The organism is Paenibacillus qinlingensis (genome assembly GCF_013204845.1).
Lineage (GTDB): Bacteria > Bacillota > Bacilli > Paenibacillales > NBRC-103111 > Paenibacillus_E > Paenibacillus_E qinlingensis.
This window is the reverse complement of sequence record NZ_JABMKY010000002.1, coordinates 216674-237216: the sequence shown is the minus strand read 5'-3', so window position 1 is coordinate 237216 and position 20543 is coordinate 216674. Positions and strand designations below refer to the sequence as shown.

Sequence of the window (20543 nt, the reverse complement as noted above, 5' to 3'; positions counted from 1 at the left end):
ACATGCAAACAATTGAAATGAATGAAGCATGGTTTCGTGGGGCCGTTTCAATAGAAACGAATGAAGCGAACTTCCGGCCATGGCGTTTACCTCATGGTCAGCTTAACTTATTTGCATCGAAAGTAGTGGAGAGAGCAGGAGAAACAGCAGGGATAAGACTAGCTTGTCTAACCGACTCTACGTCCATAGAGCTGCATGTCACAAGATCGGATCAAGATAGGCAATTTGATATCGTTATTGAAGAAGAATTCATTGGCACGAAGACACTCCTTGCAGGAGATGACATTTGTTTATTTACTAATTTACCAGACCGCAAGAAACGAGTTGACATTTATTTTACGCAAAATGCTGCCGTCATCGTGGAAGCACTCAAAGTCGATGTCGGGACATCGGCTATTCCCGTGCCAAACGATCAACCCCGGTGGATTACATACGGCAGCTCCATAACGCAATGCAACACAGCTGAAAGTCCAGCGCATACGTGGCCGGCAATCGTCGCACGCCACAACGGTTGGGACCTCACCTGTATGGGGTTTGCTGGACAATGTCATTTGGAACCGATGGTTGCCCGCGTCATTCGTGACCTTCCAGCAGATGTCATTTCCCTGTGTCTCGGCATTAATGTGATGGGGGGCCAAACTTTAAATATCCGTACGTTCCGTTCTGCTGTCATTGGCATGGTATCGATCATTCGGGAAAAGCATCGCCATACGCCAATCTTTTTATTTTCTCCTATTTATTGTCCTCACAGGGAGACGGATGAAAACGTAGCAGGGATGAATTTGGTTATCATGAGGAAAGAGATCCAAGAAGCAGTGAATATCCTTACTGCTTACGGGGATTCGAACCTTACGTATGTAGACGGCTTGGATATCATGGGAGAAGGTTATGTAGACTACCTTCCAGACCATCTGCATCCCAACGCTGAAGGCTACAAAATAATGGCACATCATGTACTCGGAAAGTTAAACGATAGGAGTCCTAAGAATGGTTAGAAAAATGTCAGTTCCTCCCATGCAGCTGGTCGATTATGATGGTGAGGGTACGCAGCTTTGTGCAGTTGTAGAAGATATTGGGAATATTACGTTAAAAAGAGCACTAATTCCCGAGCCCGTTGAAGGGGAAGTACGGGTAAAGGTGAAGTGGGTTGGCATTTGCGGCAGCGATGTAGAAGTTTTTCGCGGTGCTCGTGAGCCAGAGTTTGTCTCCTATCCAACACGGCTAGGCCACGAAGTAGCTGGCGTTATTGATAAAGTAGGACCCAATGTGATTGGCCTTAAGGTGGGGGATCCTGTTGCATTACGTTATATTTGGGGGGCCTTTGCTGAATATGTTTGCTGTACGCCTTTTTCTGTAAAAGTTCTTCCGCAGACGCTGCCTCTCATTGAAGGTTCGCTCATTGAAGTGCTGCCCGGCATTATTCATGCGGCAGAACTTGGCGATATCTCTCCTCACAAAAATGTGCTAATTACCGGACAAGGTGTCAGCGGCTTGGTGATGACGCAGGTAGTTAGCTTGTACAGTCCTCGTAACCTTATCGTAACGGATTTATTCGACGAGAAGCTGGAACTGGCTCGCAAGTATGGAGCAACTCATACCTATAAGCTCCCCTCTTCAGATGCGAATACGATGGATATTGTGGGTAAAGACTTCCCGGATGGTTTCGATGTCGTCATTCCTTGCTTGCTGGAGGGGGACGGAATGGTTGATGCCATTGATGCGGCTTCCCAGAATGGGCGTATTATCATGTACGGGTGTATTGGTACTTGCCATAAGCCGGTCGATTTCTTTAAAGTTCATAAGAAGAGACTGGACATTTTCTCAACCGAACCGAAGCGAGATATCGATAATCGTCATTATTTTGATAGAGGCTTGCAGCTTGTGCTGGATGGATTGGTTAATACGGAGGAAATGATTACGCATGTGGTTCACTTAAGTAACATTGCCGAAGCGTTTAAGCTGCGCAATGAGCATAAAGGGGACACGATCCACGTCATGATTGATTGTGAAACGAACGTTTAGGTGTGAGTGATTTAGTAAGCCCATAGTGCCCCGGTTACTCATTGCCGTGCATTAGGGCTTTTTTTGCTATGTAAGTGGACGGATCTGTGACATTCGCCTATATCCTGAATAGCTTAATGTAAGACACGCAGAAATCTTCTAGGAGTGAAACTATGACTAAGGTCAGAAATCTTTGGAAACCTGTATTCATGAATAAGATTAGAATTAAGAAATCTAGTGGCGATTTGCCTCGCGGGCCCTTTAACTTGTTTGCTCGCTACATCAGTCCGAATCCAATTACATCATTCACACCCGAACAACGTTTCCCAAACATTCATAACACGGCTTTTATCAGCCAGTATGCCAGTGTTGTTGGTGATGTAACCCTTAGTAAAAAAATATATATAGCACCAAATGCTACTTTACGTGCAGATGAAGGAACGCCTTTTTATATCGGTGAGAATACGAATATTCAAGATGGGGTCGTCTTACATGGTCTCGCTCACGAATATATCTTGGTCGATAACAAAAAGTACTCGATCTACCTCGCTAACAGTGTCTCCATTGCTCATGGGGCACTCATTCATGGTCCTTGTTTTATTGGGGAAAAAGTATTCGTAGGATTCAAATCTATCATATTTAATGCCTTTATTGGTCATGGGTCAGTTATATCGATGGATGCCGTAGTTACCGGCGGAGTAAAAATAGCGCCTAATCGATTCGTTCCGCCTGGCGCGCATGTGGATACGCAAGCGAAAGCAGACTCCCTTCGCAGAGTGCCCAAGGATCAAGTTGAATTTGCACGTGAAGTCCAACGGGTAAACCGGGAGTTTCCTCATTCTTATCATCTGTTATTCGGTAGAGCTCGCTGCTCCTGCGGGGTTGCCTATGAGAAAAATTTGTTATTGAAATAATGTTACTAAACGCACCTTATACAACAGGCTGTCGTGTAAAAAAATCGGCGGCCTTCCAGTATCGGAAACTTATGATTTCAAATGTGGTGAAATACGTAAAAAGTGGTTAACCTAGTAATAAATGCAGAGTTTCTGCATCTTTAAATGTTCGTTATGTTTCCTTAGTCATAGTGTGTTAAAATATGGATAGGGCAACCTCATGCTCTGCGTATCCATGCACACAGAGATATCCAAAATATTAATTCGGGAGGCTATAATATGGATGATTATTTTTTGGTTAAGGACGGTCGAATTGTACGCTGGGACGGGCTTACACTAGGGGGAACCAAAATCCGATCCGATGAGCTTGTAGAGTCATTTGGAAGTAAAGCTCTTGAAGAAATCGAACGCTTTGGTTTTTACACAATTAAGAAAGCTTAACAAATCTCCGAAATAACTATATTTCAAAACCCAGCCGCGTTTAACGCGGCTTTTTATTATGACATAAGGTGACATATTCGATGTCTATACTAAGTGGTAGTGGTAGATCAACGAAAGGAGTAACAACACGTGGAACGGAAAATAATTGTAGACTTAGCAGTTACGTTAGATGGATATATTGAGGGGAAAAATGGGGAAGTTGATTGGTGTGTCATGGATCCTGAAATGGGATTTATTGAGTTCTTAAACCAAATTGATACCATCTTGTATGGCAGAAAAAGCTATGATTTATGGGGAGAATTCACGCCAGAGATTGAACAGGCTGATTCTGATCAAGAAATGTGGAGCTTAGTTCATAGTAAAGAAAAATATGTATTTTCCAAGACACAAAAAAGTACGGATAGTAAAGCACTCTATATCAATGAAGACATTTTTGAAGAAGTAATGAAATTAAAGAAAAAGCCAGGAAAAGATATATGGCTGTATGGTGGAGCAAGCCTTATTACAACTTTTATCAATTTAGGACTTGTTGATGAATTTAGATTATCTGTTCACCCCGTTATTCTAGGAGAAGGAAAACCGTTGTTTAGTGATATCGAACAGAGATTAAATTTGAAGATAGTAAAAACACGAACATACTCCTCCGGTGTTGTGCAACTCATTTATCAATTGAGCGGGAAATAATGGGTAAAGTAGACTCTCAGCCAATTGCTGGGGGTCTTTTTTAAGTTCCTAGAAATTTCTTGCTACTTTATAAACATAAATGTATAGTAAGTTTATTAATTGTGCGCATAACTATTATAAAGGAGGTATAACCCATGAAAATTAAAGAATCGGGAATTATTTTATTTGCAGAGAACTATGAGAAGGCAGTGGACTATTACATAAACCAAATTGGATTACCATTACGATTACAGAAGGAAGATTTGTCATTTTTAGATTTTGGGGATAGTTACTTATTAATCGAAGGAAAGGGAGTAGCATCGCAGCGTGAGAAAACAAGAGCGCAGAGTTCCGTATGTTTAAGAATGGATGTGGATGATTTTGACCAAACCGTGCTCGAGCTTCAGCTTAGAGGTGTAGAGGTGGATGTAAGAAGAGCCGATTGGGGAACCATTGGCATCATTATTGATCCAGAAGGTAATCGAATTGAGATAAAGGATGGGAACTTTTAAGTGCGAAATTTCATTCGATGGGAGCTGCCGTGAGGCAGTCTTTTTTATTTCCCAAAAAGGAGTCTAACTTAAAAAATTAAAATAACAGTAAAATATTAACTAAAACCAAAATAAAATGATAGAATCCTAATATGGAATATTTTTGAAAAGCTGAAAAAACCAATATCTAGTACATCACAATTCTGGAGGCGAATCTTGGAAAAACTTAAATCTCTACATTACCCAGGAAAGATTTATCTTATTATTGTTCTATGTGTTGCTACTTTAATTAGTTTACTAAGTGTCTATACAATCCAATCTGCGTCAGGAAATAGACCGTATTTATTTATCTTTTGGGATACTTTTCTTGCATGGGTACCGGTAGGAATTGCCGTAATGCTAGATCTCATATTTAGTTATACCCGTAAGAAAACACGTGCATTAATCAGCATAGTCGTCGGGGCTTCATGGTTATTCTTCTATCCCAATGCACCTTACCTCGTGACTGATTTACTTCATGTTTTCGCTCGGTACAGTTTTGACCCAACAAAGCGTTTTTGGGCAGATGTCGATTTTTGGCAGCATTTATTTACGATATTTACGATTGCTATGATAGGCCTTCTACTGGGAGCGTATTCGCTTTTCTCGGTACAGCATTTGGTGAGAGTATCTTATGGAGCCGTGGCTAGCTGGTCTTTTGCTATTTTCGTTCTTCTGCTAAGTAGTTTCGGAATCTACATTGGCAGATTCATTCGATGGAATAGTTGGGACGTGATTATGCGTCCAGGTTATATATTAAAAGAATTAGTTATCATGTTAACAGATAGGAGTAAACTCTATCATATTTTCACTTTTTGCAAGTTTATGTTTATGGTTTTAATTATTAGTTACGTACTGATCTACGTCATTACTCGGGTAAGGAAATTATAGATATACGGCATATGGAGTGGAATATTGAAATGACAATAATCAGATTAGTACGATATAATATAACCCAGATACATACCAATAAAGAAAGACCCGGAGGTTCGAAGTTTCATGATAGGTAAACCTAGTCGATCTACTTTTCGAACACGTTTGGAGGAGATGATTGCCTCTCTGCGCCATAATATCGTAACCGGAAAACTTCAGCCCGGTGACTACTTGCCATCCGAATTAATGCTTGCGGAGCAGTATAACTTGAGTAAAAACTCGATACGTAAAGGGTTGAATCAATTACTCGCCCAACAAATGATTGAAAAAGTGCCACGAATCGGCACACGCGTCATTGGAACAGGTTTATTCGAGAAGCTGACGTTGAAGTTCGGGTATTACCCGACACTAACCTCGGAGGTTAATCTTTTACAACTAGTCGATACATTTAAAAAACAGAATCCACATATCGAACTTCACATGATTCCACTGTCGAGTTCGTATTTTACACTGAATATGCAAGAAGTGATGGAGAGAGATGGACTGGATGTGCTCACGCTAAACTTGCAGAACTACGAGGCTTTTACGGATACGGGAGTCGTAGAGGAAATATTGGAACCGCTTCAACCAAGAGAAGGTGTTTATCCTTTTCTACTGAGGCCGTTTACACGTGCTGGTAATCTGTATGTGCAGCCATTCACTTTTTCGCCAATTATCTTGGGTTACAACAAAGACCATTTCAGGGAAGCCAATCTACAAGAGCCAGACAGCAGTTGGAGTTGGGAAGATGTACAGCGCACTGCGCGTGTGTTGACCCATAAAAATGAAAGGTTCGGACTTTTTTTTCATTTACAATCGATTAATCGTTGGCCGCTCTTTCTGCTGCAAAATAAGGTCGTTTTTGATCGCGATGAATGTGGCAAGCTGAGAGTAGACAATGAACCCTTTCGGGAATCGATGCGCTTAAGCCTGCAATTGTTTGAGGGTTTGAATCCGGAAAGCTCCTATTTGTCTGAACAGGATTCCGATTGCGAAATGTACTTTGTACAGCAAAAAGCTTCCATGATTGTTACGAGCTATTATAGCCTTAATCATTTGCGTAAAGCGGGGTTTGATTATGATATCGCGCCGCTTCCTTATTCGGAAGAAGCAAGAACGCAATTGGTGATGATCGGACTTGCTCTTAATAGGCATAGCAACCATAAACAAGCTGCTCAGGTACTCATTGATTTTCTATTATCAGACGAAACGCAGCTTCAAATACGCAGTCATACACTTAGTCTTCCGAGTGTTAAAGCGTTCGCGGAATGGCGTGGGCAGGAGGAGATGTCCCGCCCTAGCAGATTTATGATGTATCGGGACATCATACCGACATTCCGTCTTTATTCTGACATGAATGTCACCTTTCGTGAGTTGGAAACGATGAGGCGGATATTCAAGCTATATTGGGCGAGACTTGATGATTTTGAAACCGTTTTCCGGAGGCTGAAAGAAGCACTGCAGCAAGACGAGTTAGGGTAAAAAAAATAGAAAAAGGGGTAGTGGATCCGGGGATCCACTACCCCTTTACTCATTAATATTGAAAAACTACAGTTGGATCTGTGACCGTGTTAGCGATAATTTCCTTTCTAATTCCTCCGGTAATGGCACTTAAGGCGTACGTACCAGCTAATAATTCCTTATTTGCTTCACCGCTGGTTGTCGCTCCGAAAGCACGCCAGCTTCCCCCGTAATACGAGATAGCGCCGTCGAGCGGATTACCTTGTGCATCCTTTAATTGTGCGTTAACACGAATGGTTTGGAAGGCAACAGTGGGATCTGTCCCCACTTGCTGTACTCTCTGGTTCAAGGTTCCTTCATAATTCATTGCAAAGGTATACGAATTCGCGAGCATTTCTTTGCCGGCTTCCCCAGCGATATCCGTCATGCCTAAGGACTTCCAGCTTCCCGCGTAATAACTAATACTCCCGCCGCTTAGCGGGGTGCCAAGGCTATTCTTAAGGTTGACCTTAACCTGAACAGTTTGGAATACTAGCAGGGGATCTGTTCCAATGTGCTGAACTTTTTGATTGACAGCTCCATCATAATTGATGGCAAATGTGTAGGAGCCAGCCAACAATTCTTTGTTGGCTGCGCCAGCACTTATTGAACCGAACGTTCGCCATCCTCCGCCATAATAGGAAACGGTTCCCTCTGCTTGTGGAAGGCCTTGGCTGTTCGTAAACTGAACTTGGGTGTTCACAGTTTGAAACGTAATAGTAGAGCTTGTGCCCGTATTTTGTGTCAACTCATTGCGCGTACCCTCGTAAATGATAGCGAAGGTATAGCTTTTGTTTGATAAGGGTTTACTGACCGCACCAGATGTGTCGGTGACGCCAAACTCTTTCCAGCCACCGTCATAATAACTAACGACGCCACCGCTAAGCGGTTGGCCCGTGCTGTCCTTCAACTCAACCTTAACGGAGGTTGCCGGAGGGGTCTCATTCCCCGACAATGCGCGCTTTACTAGGACAGTATATGCTTTCGTCGATCCGTCTCTTGCTGTGACGATGAGTTTAATCGTATTGTCCCCAGTGTTCAAAGGGAGAGAAGAACTTGCCAACCCGCTCGTTAAGCTGAGCGGACCCAGCACTAGCGAGTTGCTGCTGTTGTACACGCTCGCAGTTACCGTAGCGTAAGCTGTATCATAAACGGATGCCGTCACCGATATTGCCGATACGCCTGCCGCCACGCTTTGTGTATAGCTAGTCGCTTCACGAGAAAAAGATTCATTCAGCGGGCCGCTACTTAAGCTAATGGAACTCAAATCTGCCGAAGGAGGGATAGCTTGGACTGTAAGGCTGATCGTATTCGATCGTTTGGTTTTCCCGTTTAATGTAATGTCCGCATATACACTTGCCGTTCCTTCTTTAATCGCTTTTACCTGACCATTTACGATGGTTAGCACGGTTGGGTCACTGCTGGTATATGTGAGGGTGCTTCCCGCCAAAATCGCTGGCAATCCGTTCTCTAGAAGACCAGAAGCAAGGATAGGTTCACTTGTTCCTTCAGTGAGAGTAATATGGTCCATCGTAATAGACGCTTGTGCGATCCGAACGGGCAGCTTGTATAAATTTGGCCCCGATGTATAGTAGATGCTGCCATCTATGCCGATGTCCATTAAATTCGTTTGAGTATCGGAAAGGGTACGATAGTTCAATGTGTTAGGATCGAAGACTGTTATATTCCTTGCGATAGTTGTATAGAGTAAGCCGTCTTGCCCCCAGCGTAAATAGAAGCCTCTCCATGTGCTACCACCGTTAGCGTTTGAGAACATCAGTTGGCTTTTTACAACCTCAAGGGTGCTCGGGTTCAATGCATATATCGCATAAATGTTGGTGCCGTCCACACCAGTTCCCCAAGCAATTCCCCATAACAGCCCGTCAGGTCCAAAAGATAAGCCACCAAACAAGCGAGGAGAAGACAAACCTGGTATTGTGGGTTCAAATTCGTTCAATTTGGTGTTCGTATTGACATCCCATTTAAATAATTTAGCATGTGAGGTGGTTGGTATGGAACCGAGACCGCCTTCTATGGATGTTCCGCCAAAGAGAATGCCATTCTTATAAGCAAGCGAGATGATGGATTGATCGGTTACCACATTACGAGTGGATTGCCACGATCCTGTTGTCTCGTTGTAGATCGTTAGACTGCCGCCTAAATTGCCATAACCAGGTACGGTTCCGATAAATAGCCGGTTGTCGCCAGAGGTGAAGGCATAAGGCCGATCTTGAATATTCGGAATCGTGTAAACAAGTTTAGGATTAGATGTGGGTGTGCTTCCGTATTGATAGGGTTGGGTGGCATCATAGGCATAAATTCTTGCACCACCGTAAGCACCGAAATAAGTTTTGCCATTCAGAAAGCCGATTTCTTCCACTTGATGTGGTGAATATGGGGAAGAGACCTGCAAGTCATAGGATTGTGTTTCTTGATTAAACACGCTCAAACCATCAATAAAGCCTCCAAGATAAAGCTTCTTGTCAGGACCTGCTGCCATACTTTGAATATTGACGCCTTCCCTGGCTAAGGGAACTTGGATCAATTGAATCGAGTTGTCGTTAGGGTTATAAAGGGTATATTTGCCGTCCTCGTAAAGGGTGGCTAATGCCTGCTCACCACTTGAAAGTGTCACCCAGCCGAAAGCCTTTGTTCCTTTCTCAGGCAATGTATTAGGCAGTGTTACTTGTTGAACGGTATTCGTCGATACTTGATAGGACCATAGGTTGTTTGAAACTTTGTTGCGGTAATAAAGCAGATTCGCATTATAAGGGGACGGAGGTGAAATTTTGCCGTCATATGCTTCAGGCGAGTCGAAAGGTACGCTTTTTAAGACGCTTTGCGTTTGCTCGTTAACAACAACTAATGAAGTACCGTGTGTGACATAAAGCAGTCCGTTATAAGGGGTTATGTTATGAACAAAATCGTCCATACCCGTGAATGGCATTGTGATTTCTGTTTTGACGCCTGTACTTCGATCCATTCGGATTAGATGTTTCTTGGAGCCGATACCGACATATAAGTATTGGTCCGTCACGCCAGCACCCCGGGCATACTGCTCCGTGTCATACATACGGCCAAGATCCGTAAATTTCTGTGTATTCGTATCGTATGCAAACACTTTGGCATTAGGGCTGGTTGAGCCATAGATGATACCGTCTGTACTAGCATCCAGATCCCATACAAAATTGTCAACAGGGTTACTACCGATTAATGTGATGTTCCGATATCCAGGCCGAGTATCAAATTTCCAAAAGTTGCGGTTGGCTGTTGCAGCAAAGTAGACATTGTTGTCGGCTCCGACTGTCACAGCCCATGTTTCCGTTGTCCCAGGGACTGAGATTTGGGAGTTGATTTCACCGGTCGCAGCATCAATGGCATAGAACGTTCCTGGATTGCCATTGGTAACGAAATACAACTCACCATTCCCGATCGCGCCACCAAGCGTTGTGGTTGTCAGCGTTGCTTTGCCGAGATTAATCGCATTCTCGAAAGCAAATGGCATCACGAGTGCTTCACCTTTATAGGTAAATGAGATATCGTCCCAATACACATTGCTTAAAGTTCCAACGCCTGAATACAATAACACCTTTGCTTTGACTGCTGATTCAGGGGCAATGCCTTCTACTTTGAGCACATCGCTCCAAGTATTTAGCGGAGTACTAAAGGAACGGGATGTCGTGCCGACTTCTTTGTCCGCTCCATCGTAAAATTTAATGTACAGGTTGACGGCTCCCCCCGACACTAAGTAAACACTCGCTTTGGCTTCATATCTGCCATTCGGATGAATCCCGATGGCTTGGGTACTAAGTCCGACAGGTTTATCTACGAAAGTATCATCCAGACGTAAACTAGAGATGCCGCTTTTCTTCTGAGCACTGGTGATGGAGACAGCACTAGTTGGTGTACCTGGATATAATTCCCAACCAGGAATGAGAGCACCTGAAGCTGCTTCTTCGAAGCCTGGGTTATTCACGCTGACTTCATTTGGATCGATTCGATAGAATTGCACTTCATCCACATAAGCTGTCATAAGGACACTGGAAGCAGCATATGGGAAGATCGTTGCATAAGCGGCCCCGTCCGGTGCGGTCCCAGATACACGAACATCTAGCCAAGTGTTTAAGGCAGGATTGGTAAGGTAAAACGTTGCCTGTTTGTTCATAAATTGACCTGCTGCATTATACCAGCGTATCCATAGACCAGGTGTACCACCGCTATAATTTTCCAGATACAGCTTGATATTCGCTTCATAGGATTGGCCAGCCGTGACAGCTAGCTTCGTGCTTTCGGCACCGAGTCCACCGGTACTGGGTTTGCTCATCTTCAGACTTCTGGAACCCGCAAACACAGTCGTGTCCGACAAGGAAAGACTTGAGGCTACACCGAAAGCGCTCCAACTAGGAATTTTTCCTGCTATCAAATTTTGTTCGAATCCGCTGTTTGGCACCGGAATCATCTCTATCGGACTTGCTGCCCGTGTTTGAGAAGGAAGAAGGAAAGCTAAGAAAAGTATAGCGATGAGTCCAACTATTCCATGCTGCCATCTGAATATTTTGCTTTTGTACGTATCCATCAACATCACCTTCTTTCAATTTTCTGCCCATAGACAGGTTGATGTCATTCTTGCTGATGCACTATGCTTGCTTTGTGACCGCTTACATCGTAGGCATTTAGAAAGATCAGTACGCGCTGATCAACTCCTTTCTATTTCAAGAGACACTGATTTATTGGTATATATCTGGTTCACAATGTAAATGTTATGCGAATCAAATTCGGCTGTCAACACGAAAAAAATAACGTCATAAATAGGGAATAAGTACCAATTATTACGTAAAATTTCTTGAAAAGAGACACTATTTCTTGAATGCGTATGCTAGTAATGACATTGTGAAGCTTCTATAATGAATCCAAGTGTATGTTGAAAACCCACACCTTTATGTATTCATAAATCGTCCTTACTGGTCATGACTTTCGAATCAGTAGGACGATTCTTTGTATTCTCGGGGAAAGGAGGTGAGTTTGATGAAATCCCGATTAAGTCTCACGAAAAACCGCAACTAAACTTGATGTGAGGAGTGGTAAGAATGAGTCTAGGGAAGTATCACCGATTGTGGGTTCGATTTATCTGTACGGTTGTTAGCGTTGTGATAATTGGATGTATGTTTGGTAACCGAGAAGCACATGCAGCTGGCATTACAATGACTCTCCCTAATGCTTCGTTCGAAGAGGCAGGTACTGGTATTCCAAATTGGAACACGCATCCAACATTTGGTACAGCTACGGCAACCGTTTTGGATGTAAGGGCTTACACGGGATTAAAAAGTATGAAAATGGTCGATGCCAGTTCTTCAAGCTCGCTTGCTCGCGTGAGCGATAAAATCAGTATTTCGTCGACGGAGCAAGTGGCGTATACCGCAACTGCCTACGCTTATATTGAGCAAGGCTCGATCGATGTGTATTTGATCTTTTACACCGGCACCACAGAATTTCGTGCGATTCCCGCAAATGTTTCGCCTACGGTAAACCAGTGGAACAAACGCTCGATTACCGCAGAAGCACCACCCGGCGCAACAGAAGTGGCTGTAATGATCTATAGTGGATTGGGCAGCATTACAACGGCGTATATCGACGATGTATCGATTGGAAAGACGGTGAAAAATTCGGGCTTTGAAACAACGCCATTAAGCGATGCTTGGACGGTATCTGGAGCGGCGATTTCGACGACGTTAAAAACGGGAGGAGCATCTAGTCTCAAGCTGGATGATGCAAGTTCGGTGGCAGCAAGTTACGCCGAAAGCAGAGGTGTTCCCGTAGTTTCAGGCGCAAGAGTATCCGCAGCAGCGAAAGTATACGTATCGAGCGGGGATACTGGTGTAAGCATGCACCTTCTTTTCAAGAATGCTGCGGGCACGGTAATAAAAGAGGTCGAAAATGAATTCAGTGGTTCTGCGTCCCAATGGACTCCGCTCACGATTTCGGCGACTACACCAAACGTTACAGGAGCCAAAACCGTGTCTGTCTATTTCACGACGAAGACTACGGCAACAACGGTTGCCTATGTTGACGATGTTACGCTAGATACTCCGATTGAATACAACCTGGGCACACAGATTGTGAACAATCCGCTTGACGGAGCGGTATTTGGGAAGGATGCAAGCGGCAGCTATGATCTCATGTACGTCGGCTCCAGCGGCTATCCATCCAAATTTGTGGTTTTCGATGCTCGAACTGGTGAAATTGTGGATGACCAGAATCTTGACCAAATAGAAGCCGTCTGGGGCATGACGGTCGCATCAGATCAATCTGTTTATTTAGGAACGGCTAACAAGAGAGCACTTTATCGCTATGTGCCAGGAACGGTCAGCATGTCCGGAGGAACCAAATTCATTACAGGTAGTTCATTGGTGAAAACAACATTGGACTCGGGTATGAATGTCATTTGGGATGTGACGGCGGGAAGCAGCGGGAATATTTACGGTGGCACAGCCACTGACGGCAAAGCATTCCGTTTCAATCCGACGAGTGGAGTTACTGTTTTAAACAGCAATCTCGCGATTGTCGACGGTTTGGCGCATGTTAGATCAATCACTTATGCGAGTGATACGGAAGTATTTATGGGGATGGGACCAACTTCTAATGCGACTATTATTCGCTTTGATCCTACAACAGGCTTACAATCCACCATATCTCCCAGCGGCTATGGAAGTACCTATGTCCTAGGACTCGATTACATTACGAATGGTATAGATTCGAAGTTGTTCGCCAAATTGTCAAGTGAGCCACTGATCGTCATCAATCCGGCTACAGGCGTCGTCGATGCCTCACTTGGCAATGTAGATTCAATCGGCGTATCAAAGAAGCATCCTACCGATGATAAGGTGTACTACACCAAAGGAACTCATCTATATGTCTACGATATTTCTGCGAAGACACAAACGGACCTTGGTGACGTAGGAGGTAAAGCAGCTGGTTACACCTTTTTAACAGACGCAGGCAATACGTATCTGTACGCCCCACTTTCCTCGGGTAAAATTCTGAAATACAAACTTGCAGCTACCCCAACAATTGACGTTTCGACTTCATTCACAATTCCGGATTCTCCAACGAAGATCCGCTCACTCGTAAAGGGTCCTGGTGATCACATTTATACAAGCGGTTATCTACGTGGAGGATTAAGCGTCTACCATCCGGATACCGGTTTGCTAACGCGGAATAGAGGAGCGGGGCAGGCCGAGAACATGACCACGATTGGTACTAATTTATATCTAGGCATCTACCCTGGTGCATGGATAAAAAAATATGACACGAATTCCTCGTGGAACGATACTACGAATCCGTCACTACTTTTTCAAGATATCGCTGCTTCACCTAACTTCCAGGATCGCCCCTTTGGCATGTTGGCCGATTCTGCATTGAATCGGTTGTATGTCGGTTCAGTCGCGAGCTCTGGTAAACTAAGCGGCTCCTTCACTGTGTATGACTTGGCGACGTCCACAAGAATTACGACTGTGCCCGACATCGTTGAAGATCAAAGCATCATATCCCTAGCATACAAGAATAATAAAGTTTATGGAGGCTCATCCGTGTATGGGGGGATTGGGAGTACAGCAAATCCTAGTGTAACGGAAGGCAAAGTGTTCACTTGGCAAACGACCAGCTCGAATACACTTCCGGTTCCTCAGTATGTTCCAGTCTCAGGAAGGAAAGTTATTTCTGATCTCATCGTCGGTCCGGACGGCAACATTTGGGGGGGTCGCGGAAGGGAACTCATCCACGGATCCATCGCGTAATCTGACGGCCGATTTATTTATTTTTGATCCGAACAATCCTGATGCTGCCCATACAACGATCTATGCAAATAAATTCGCTTCAAGTGGCAATGTGTCTTGGCAAGGTGGGAAGATGGTTGTCGGCACTGATGGGAATGTATACGTGAGTATCGGTGGCAAATTGTATGCCGTTGACGCCAGTTCGGCCACTAAAGATGCCGTTATGTTGGTCTCTACGGGTGTGTCATTGCTAACAGCGGATGCGAGTGGTGATCTATATTATGTTAAGTACGAAACTAACTTGTACAAATACGATAAGTAATCAGTCGCTCTTCTAAATGAAAGGAGGCCAGGGAAGCAAATCTTCCCTGGCCTTGAACTCGTGGCTAAAGCAGTTCCACTAATCGTGGTTGCCGAAATATTTTCTTATTACAGTTAACTCTTGGTTAACACGCTTTGGAATCTCCTGTAGAAGCTCAGACCACGGTACGAAAACCGATTCATCCCATGTAAATTCAATAAATTCCATCGTAGGCCGAAACCGCAATGTCTGTAGATAGCGTTCCACTAATTGATCCGTTTCCTTATCCGTCATCATGTGATCTCGTAGCATGTCCGGGACTAGCAAACCTGCGCTGCCCGCTGTCTCATACGTACACGTATTCAAATTCGGGACGAGTTCAAGCATAGTGAGAAGTGGGGAAAAAGCGTGCTTTCCTGGCTGAGAGTACAGTACTACTTGAGTTGGATTATTTTCAGATAAATTGCTTCGATCCTTAAGTAGACCTTTAAAATATTTACCATGGAAGCTGCACTCACAATTAATAACACTTCCGTCATACCCAACATAAATCCATACATGTTCCAGCTCGTACAAATGTTCGATATCATAATCCCAGTAGATAGCATATTCAATGACTTTTTCAATTCTGGTATCCGACTCGAAACTGATTACGCGACGAAAGGAAGGGGATGGACCGTCTTGATCGAAAATCGTGACCCCAACACGAACTGGATAAAATGGCTCTAAGCGATCAAATAACAGCTGTGGCGCATACGATTGGACAAGCGCCAAATCGAAATTTACTTGCTGACCCTGCATACTTGCATCCTCCTCTTAGGTTGACGAATCGATATACTTTTCATTATAAGAAAATTGGAAGGGCAAACCTTAAATTATTCTAGAAGAATCTATAAATTTGTTATTTGGAACATTATGTAAAGATTCCTCGTCTAATAAGCATGTGACTGATAGGGGGCCTTAGAAGAATGATAATTTTCAGGAAAAGTAAACTTATCTCGATTAGTCTGGTGTTTGTACTGATTGCTACTGCCTGTTCAAAGCCTAGTGGAACTTCAATTCCATTAGAAAAACGTCAAGATGCGGCTGCCAAAATGGATGAACGTATCATCCTAGCAAACAATAGTTTCGGCATGCAGCTTCATCGGCAACTCGTTAAGTCAGAACAGGATAAAAAGAAAAACATAGTCATTTCACCAACAAGTGTTTCTTTGGCGTTCGCCATGACTTACAACGGAAGTAGGGGGGAAACGCAAGCATCCATGGCCAAAACGTTGGGATGGCAGGGCATGTCCCTGGATGAAATCAATCAAGGCAATGAAACGCTTAGCTATCTGCTGCAGCAGCCTGGCAGCGGCGTCAAAGTTCAGATTGCCAACTCGCTTTGGTCACGAAAAGGAACTTCAATTCGCAAAGAATTCATGAGAACTAATGAGTCGTTTTACGACGCCAAAGTAACGGAGCTCGACTTCAACAGTCCCAAAGCTCCTGACACAATCAACGAGTGGGTAAACAAGAATACCAACGGGAAAATTTCTAAGATGCTCGAATCCATCAATCCCAATGAAGTATTGATCCTGATGAATGCGATCTACTTCAATGGCGGCTGGAAAAAGGAATTCCAACTTTCAGGAACGAAAGAAGAGAGCTTCAAACTGCAAGATGGTTCCACCAAGCAAGTGAAGATGATGGCGCAGACAGGTTCTTACGAATATTTGCAAGAAGGGGGATTTCAAGCCATTCGATTGCCGTACGGAGAGGGACAAATGGATATGCTTGTCATACTTCCAGGGGAATCTTCTTCACTTGGTGCTCTTCACGACAAGCTTTGGGCAGATCCCGATTATTGGAACAAGTCGTTTCACTCGAGTCGGGGTGAAATTAAGCTTCCCCGGTTTAAGATTGAATACAGCGATATGTTAAACGAACCGCTCAAGGCGATGGGCATGACATTGCCCTTTGATGCAGACCATGCAGATTTTTCTGGTATAGCACCTGTTCCACCCAACCTTTTCATCAGTTCGGTAACACACAAAACATTCATCGAGGTTAATGAAAAAGGAACAGAGGCAGCTGCAATCACTTCCGTACAAATGGCAGGTGCTTCCGCACCAATCGACGAACCGTTCCAGATGACGATAAATCGGCCGTTTTTCTTCGCGATTGAAGACCGTCAGACTGGCCTATGGCTTTTTGTAGGGTCCGTGGTTGAACCATAAGGGCTTACCGTATTCGCATAATGGGGTGGGGAAGAAGATGAGGAGTACTATTGGGATTATCGCCGTATCGTAACCCGCGTATGAATGGGAACGAGCTGCGCGAGCTGCAGTACATCTTCGTTATACATTCGAATACAACCGTGACTAACTTCCCTTCCGATTGAAGAAGGATCATTAGTTCCGTGGATGCCATAATGTGGTTTAGAGAGCCCAAGCCAGAAGGCGCCGAATGGGCCTCCGGGGTTAGCTTGTTTATTTATGATTGTATATTCGCCTTTAGGGGTTTTCGTAACCATTTTGCCGATTCCAACCGGAAATTGCCGAGTAACGGTATTCCCATCAAGCAGATACAAATTACGGTCGGATAAATCGACGATAATTCGATAGTTTGGCATTCATTTCGCCTCCTAAGCAATATTCTATGCATGCCTAGTTACGGAAGTGATGTAGTAGGGAATCAAAAAAAAGAACCTGATGCTTAATCAGGTTCTTTCATATTGCATATAAATAAAGGCGATGATATAATCGGTTTACGACTCTAATTATAAAAATATCATAATTTATGCATCTTACAATTTAATTGTAGCATGTGGGTGAAACACTTGTCAAATGGTTTTTATTACTTCATGGTTAGGAGAGATCTTCTATGAGTTCTTTGGTTCTCGGATTTCAGGAAATGGAAAAGACACAGTTCTCGCTCGTTGGTGGAAAAGGATTGAATTTAGGGGAATTATCAAAAATTGAGGGCATACACGTACCAGAAGGATTCTCTATCACAACACTAGCGTATCAAAGAGCTGTCAATCAAAACGAATCATTTCATGATTTGTTAGATCGTCTTACAACACTAAAAATAGAAGATCGAGATCAAATTACTGAACTCAGTAAACAGATTCGACAACTCATTATGGACGTAGAAATTCCTTCCGAAGTTATCAAAGCAGTTACTCATTATCTCTCCCGGTTTGGTGATGAACATGCGTATGCCGTGCGTTCTAGTGCGACCGCGGAAGATTTACCACAGGCTTCTTTTGCTGGTCAACAAGACACCTATTTAAACATCATCGGCAGAGATAGCATCTTGCAGCATATCAGCCTATGTTGGGCTTCCCTATTTACGGATCGCGCGGTCATTTACCGTATGCAAAATGGGTTCGATCACAGACAAGTTTATTTGTCTGTGATCGTTCAAAGGATGGTTTTCCCACAGGCTTCGGGGATTTTATTTACGGCAGATCCCATGACCTCCAACCGCAAGCTGCTCTCCATTGATGCTAGTTTTGGACTTGGAGAAGCAATTGTCTCTGGCTTGGTATCTGCCGATAATTATACCGTACGCGAAGGAGAAATCGTGAACAAGCGGATAGCAACCAAAGAATTGGCTATCTATGGACGCAAAGAAGGTGGTACAGAGACCAAGCAGCTTGATCCTAATCAGCAAAAGTCTCAAACGCTGACAGAACAACAAATTTTACAATTGGCAAGTATCGGAAAACAGATTGAAGCTTATTTTGGCAGCCCGCAAGATATTGAATGGTGTTTGGCCCAGGATACGTTTTATATCGTCCAGAGCCGCCCAATCACGACTTTATTCCCGATTCCTGAAGCCAATGATCATGAAAATCACGTCTATCTATCTGTTGGTCATCAACAAATGATGACAGATCCCATCAAACCACTGGGATTGTCTTTTTACCTGTTAATTACTCCCGCGCCTATGCGTAAAGCTGGTGGGAGGTTGTTTATCGATGTTGCACCAAGGCTAGCTACACCTGTCGGCCGCGAAGCTTTATTAACTACCATCGGATCCGATCCACTCATAAAAGGCGCACTCATGACCATCATAGATCGAGATTTTATTAAATTGTTACCAAATGATCAACCAGCACCGATTCCGAGCAGAAATCATACAGATATGCTGGAACAAATTGAAAACAATCCGAACATCGTTTCTGATTTGATTCAGAGTAATCGCGCATCAGTAAAAGAGTTACAACATAACATCCAGACGAAATCAGGAGCGGATTTAATTGATTTTATTCTGGATGATATCCAGCAATTAAGGAAGATTTTATTCGACCCTCAAAGCACGGCTGTGTTTATGACTGCCATCAATGCTTCATTATGGATCAATGAAAAAATGAACGAGTGGTTAGGCGAAAAAAACGCAGCAGATACGCTTTCTCAATCGGTACCCTACAATATTACTTCAGAAATGGGTCTGGCATTAATGGATGTCGCAGATAGGATTCGTCCTTATCCGGAAGTTATTGATTATTTACAACATGTGAAAGAGGATAACTTCTTGGATGAACTGCTTAAGTTCGAGGGTGGACAGGAAGCTCATGACGCAATCTATGCGTATCTCGATAAATACGGAATGCGATGCGCAGGAGAAATCGATATTTCTAAAACGCGCTGGAGTGAAAAACCAATTATACTGGTTCCCATGATTCTGGGTAACATCAAAGCCTTTGAGCCGAATGAAGGCCAGCGAAAATTTGAGCAAGGGCGCCAAGAAGCTTTGGAGAAAGAACAAGAGTTAGTAGCCCGGTTAATCCAATTGCCAGACGGTGAACAAAAAGCGGAAGAGACAAAACGAATGATTCGCCGAATTCGAAATTTCATTGGTTATCGTGAATATCCCAAATATGGTTGGGTAAACCGTTATTTCGTGTATAAGCAGGCTTTACTGAAGGAAGCTGAACAGCTCGTACAATCGCGTGTCATTCTTGAAAAAGAAGACATCTTCTATCTCTCTTTTGAAGAACTTCACGAAGTCGTACGTACGAACAAGCTTGATGTTCAGTTAATCAACAAGCGGAAAGAGGATTACAAATTTTTCGAGAAACTAACTCCGCCGCGTGTGATTACGTCTGATGGTGAAATTATTTCGGGTACATACAACCGAGAGAATATCCCCGCTGATGCTCTTGTGGGGCTGCCCGTTTCTTCTGGCATCATAGAAGGACGTGCTCGTGTCATTTTACACATGGAAGATGCGAATTTAGAAGAGGGGGACATCTTAGTCACATCTTTTACCGACCCGGGCTGGACTCCCTTGTTTGTATCCATTAAGGGACTAGTCACGGAAGTTGGTGGACTGATGACCCATGGCGCCGTTATCGCTCGTGAATATGGTTTGCCAGCCGTTGTTGGGGTGGAAAATGCGACTAAACTGATTAAAGATGGACAACGAATTCGTGTTCATGGAACTGAAGGGTATATTGAAATAGTATAGGCGACAAATAAATGATACCTCTTATGAGGTATCGTTTTTTGTTTGTCAGCCCTTCAATGTATAGAAATTC

General features: G+C 43.6%; 15 protein-coding genes. 12 read left to right on the top strand and 3 right to left on the bottom strand.

Annotated features, from left to right (window positions below; translation table 11 throughout):
• Window positions 1-2 precede the first annotated feature (2 nt).
• The 8 genes from HQN88_RS04535 (at window position 3) to HQN88_RS04500 (ending at window position 6922) form a co-directional block, all read left to right on the top strand.
• Entirely contained in the window at window positions 3-995 is a 993-nt protein-coding gene (locus tag HQN88_RS04535; protein WP_173109051.1) for an SGNH/GDSL hydrolase family protein, read from the top strand.
• The gene (locus tag HQN88_RS04530; protein WP_173109050.1) at window positions 988-2022 is read left to right on the top strand and encodes a zinc-dependent alcohol dehydrogenase; all 1035 of its coding nucleotides are present in this window, start codon (window positions 988-990) and stop codon (window positions 2020-2022) included. The genes HQN88_RS04535 and HQN88_RS04530 overlap by 8 nt, the downstream gene beginning before the upstream one ends.
• Window positions 2023-2174: 152 nt before the next feature.
• Entirely contained in the window at window positions 2175-2915 is a 741-nt protein-coding gene (locus HQN88_RS04525) for an LbetaH domain-containing protein (RefSeq protein ID WP_337995222.1), read from the top strand.
• A gap of 258 nt (window positions 2916-3173) precedes the next feature.
• Window positions 3174-3335, top strand: a complete 162-nt coding sequence (locus HQN88_RS04520; RefSeq protein ID WP_173109049.1) for a hypothetical protein — start codon at window positions 3174-3176, stop codon at window positions 3333-3335.
• A gap of 129 nt (window positions 3336-3464) precedes the next feature.
• The gene (locus tag HQN88_RS04515) at window positions 3465-4019 is read left to right on the top strand and encodes a dihydrofolate reductase family protein (RefSeq protein WP_173109048.1); all 555 of its coding nucleotides are present in this window, start codon (window positions 3465-3467) and stop codon (window positions 4017-4019) included.
• Window positions 4020-4153: 134 nt separating this feature from the next.
• Complete coding sequence (locus HQN88_RS04510) at window positions 4154-4510, top strand: VOC family protein (protein WP_173109047.1); 357 nt, start codon at window positions 4154-4156, stop codon at window positions 4508-4510.
• A gap of 195 nt (window positions 4511-4705) precedes the next feature.
• The gene (locus HQN88_RS04505) at window positions 4706-5419 is read left to right on the top strand and encodes a DUF1361 domain-containing protein (protein WP_173109046.1); all 714 of its coding nucleotides are present in this window, start codon (window positions 4706-4708) and stop codon (window positions 5417-5419) included.
• 108 nt (window positions 5420-5527) lie between these two features.
• Window positions 5528-6922, top strand: a complete 1395-nt coding sequence (locus tag HQN88_RS04500; RefSeq protein WP_173109045.1) for an extracellular solute-binding protein — start codon at window positions 5528-5530, stop codon at window positions 6920-6922.
• Window positions 6923-6974: 52 nt separating this feature from the next.
• Here the strand turns inward: HQN88_RS04500 and HQN88_RS04495 are convergent, their stop codons facing one another.
• Entirely contained in the window at window positions 6975-11516 is a 4542-nt protein-coding gene (locus HQN88_RS04495; RefSeq protein WP_173109044.1) for a cadherin-like beta sandwich domain-containing protein, read from the bottom strand.
• A 511-nt stretch (window positions 11517-12027) separates the two neighbouring features.
• Between HQN88_RS04495 and HQN88_RS04490 the strand changes: the two genes are divergently transcribed.
• Both HQN88_RS04490 and HQN88_RS04485 read left to right on the top strand, forming a co-directional pair.
• The gene (locus tag HQN88_RS04490) at window positions 12028-14733 is read left to right on the top strand and encodes a ligand-binding sensor domain-containing protein (protein WP_173109043.1); all 2706 of its coding nucleotides are present in this window, start codon (window positions 12028-12030) and stop codon (window positions 14731-14733) included.
• 112 nt (window positions 14734-14845) lie between these two features.
• Window positions 14846-15034 (top strand): hypothetical protein, encoded by a 189-nt coding sequence (locus tag HQN88_RS04485; protein WP_173109042.1) that lies wholly within the window; start codon window positions 14846-14848, stop codon window positions 15032-15034.
• 78 nt (window positions 15035-15112) lie between these two features.
• Here HQN88_RS04485 and HQN88_RS04480 read toward each other — a convergent pair whose 3' ends face one another.
• On the bottom strand, window positions 15113-15814 hold the full coding sequence (locus HQN88_RS04480) for a hypothetical protein (protein ID WP_173109041.1): 702 nt from the start codon (window positions 15812-15814) through the stop codon (window positions 15113-15115).
• 167 nt (window positions 15815-15981) lie between these two features.
• On the opposite strand from HQN88_RS04480, the gene HQN88_RS04475 reads away from it, so the two are divergent.
• The gene (locus HQN88_RS04475) at window positions 15982-17232 is read left to right on the top strand and encodes a serpin family protein (protein WP_173109040.1); all 1251 of its coding nucleotides are present in this window, start codon (window positions 15982-15984) and stop codon (window positions 17230-17232) included.
• A 56-nt stretch (window positions 17233-17288) separates the two neighbouring features.
• Here the strand turns inward: HQN88_RS04475 and HQN88_RS04470 are convergent, their stop codons facing one another.
• Window positions 17289-17627 carry a L,D-transpeptidase gene (locus HQN88_RS04470; protein WP_173109039.1) on the bottom strand — a complete coding sequence of 113 codons (339 nt, stop codon included), beginning with the start codon at window positions 17625-17627 and terminating at the stop codon, window positions 17289-17291.
• A 251-nt stretch (window positions 17628-17878) separates the two neighbouring features.
• Between HQN88_RS04470 and ppsA the strand changes: the two genes are divergently transcribed.
• Window positions 17879-20473, top strand: coding sequence for a phosphoenolpyruvate synthase (ppsA, locus tag HQN88_RS04465; protein WP_173109038.1), 2595 nt, complete (start codon window positions 17879-17881; stop codon window positions 20471-20473).
• Window positions 20474-20543 lie beyond the last annotated feature (70 nt).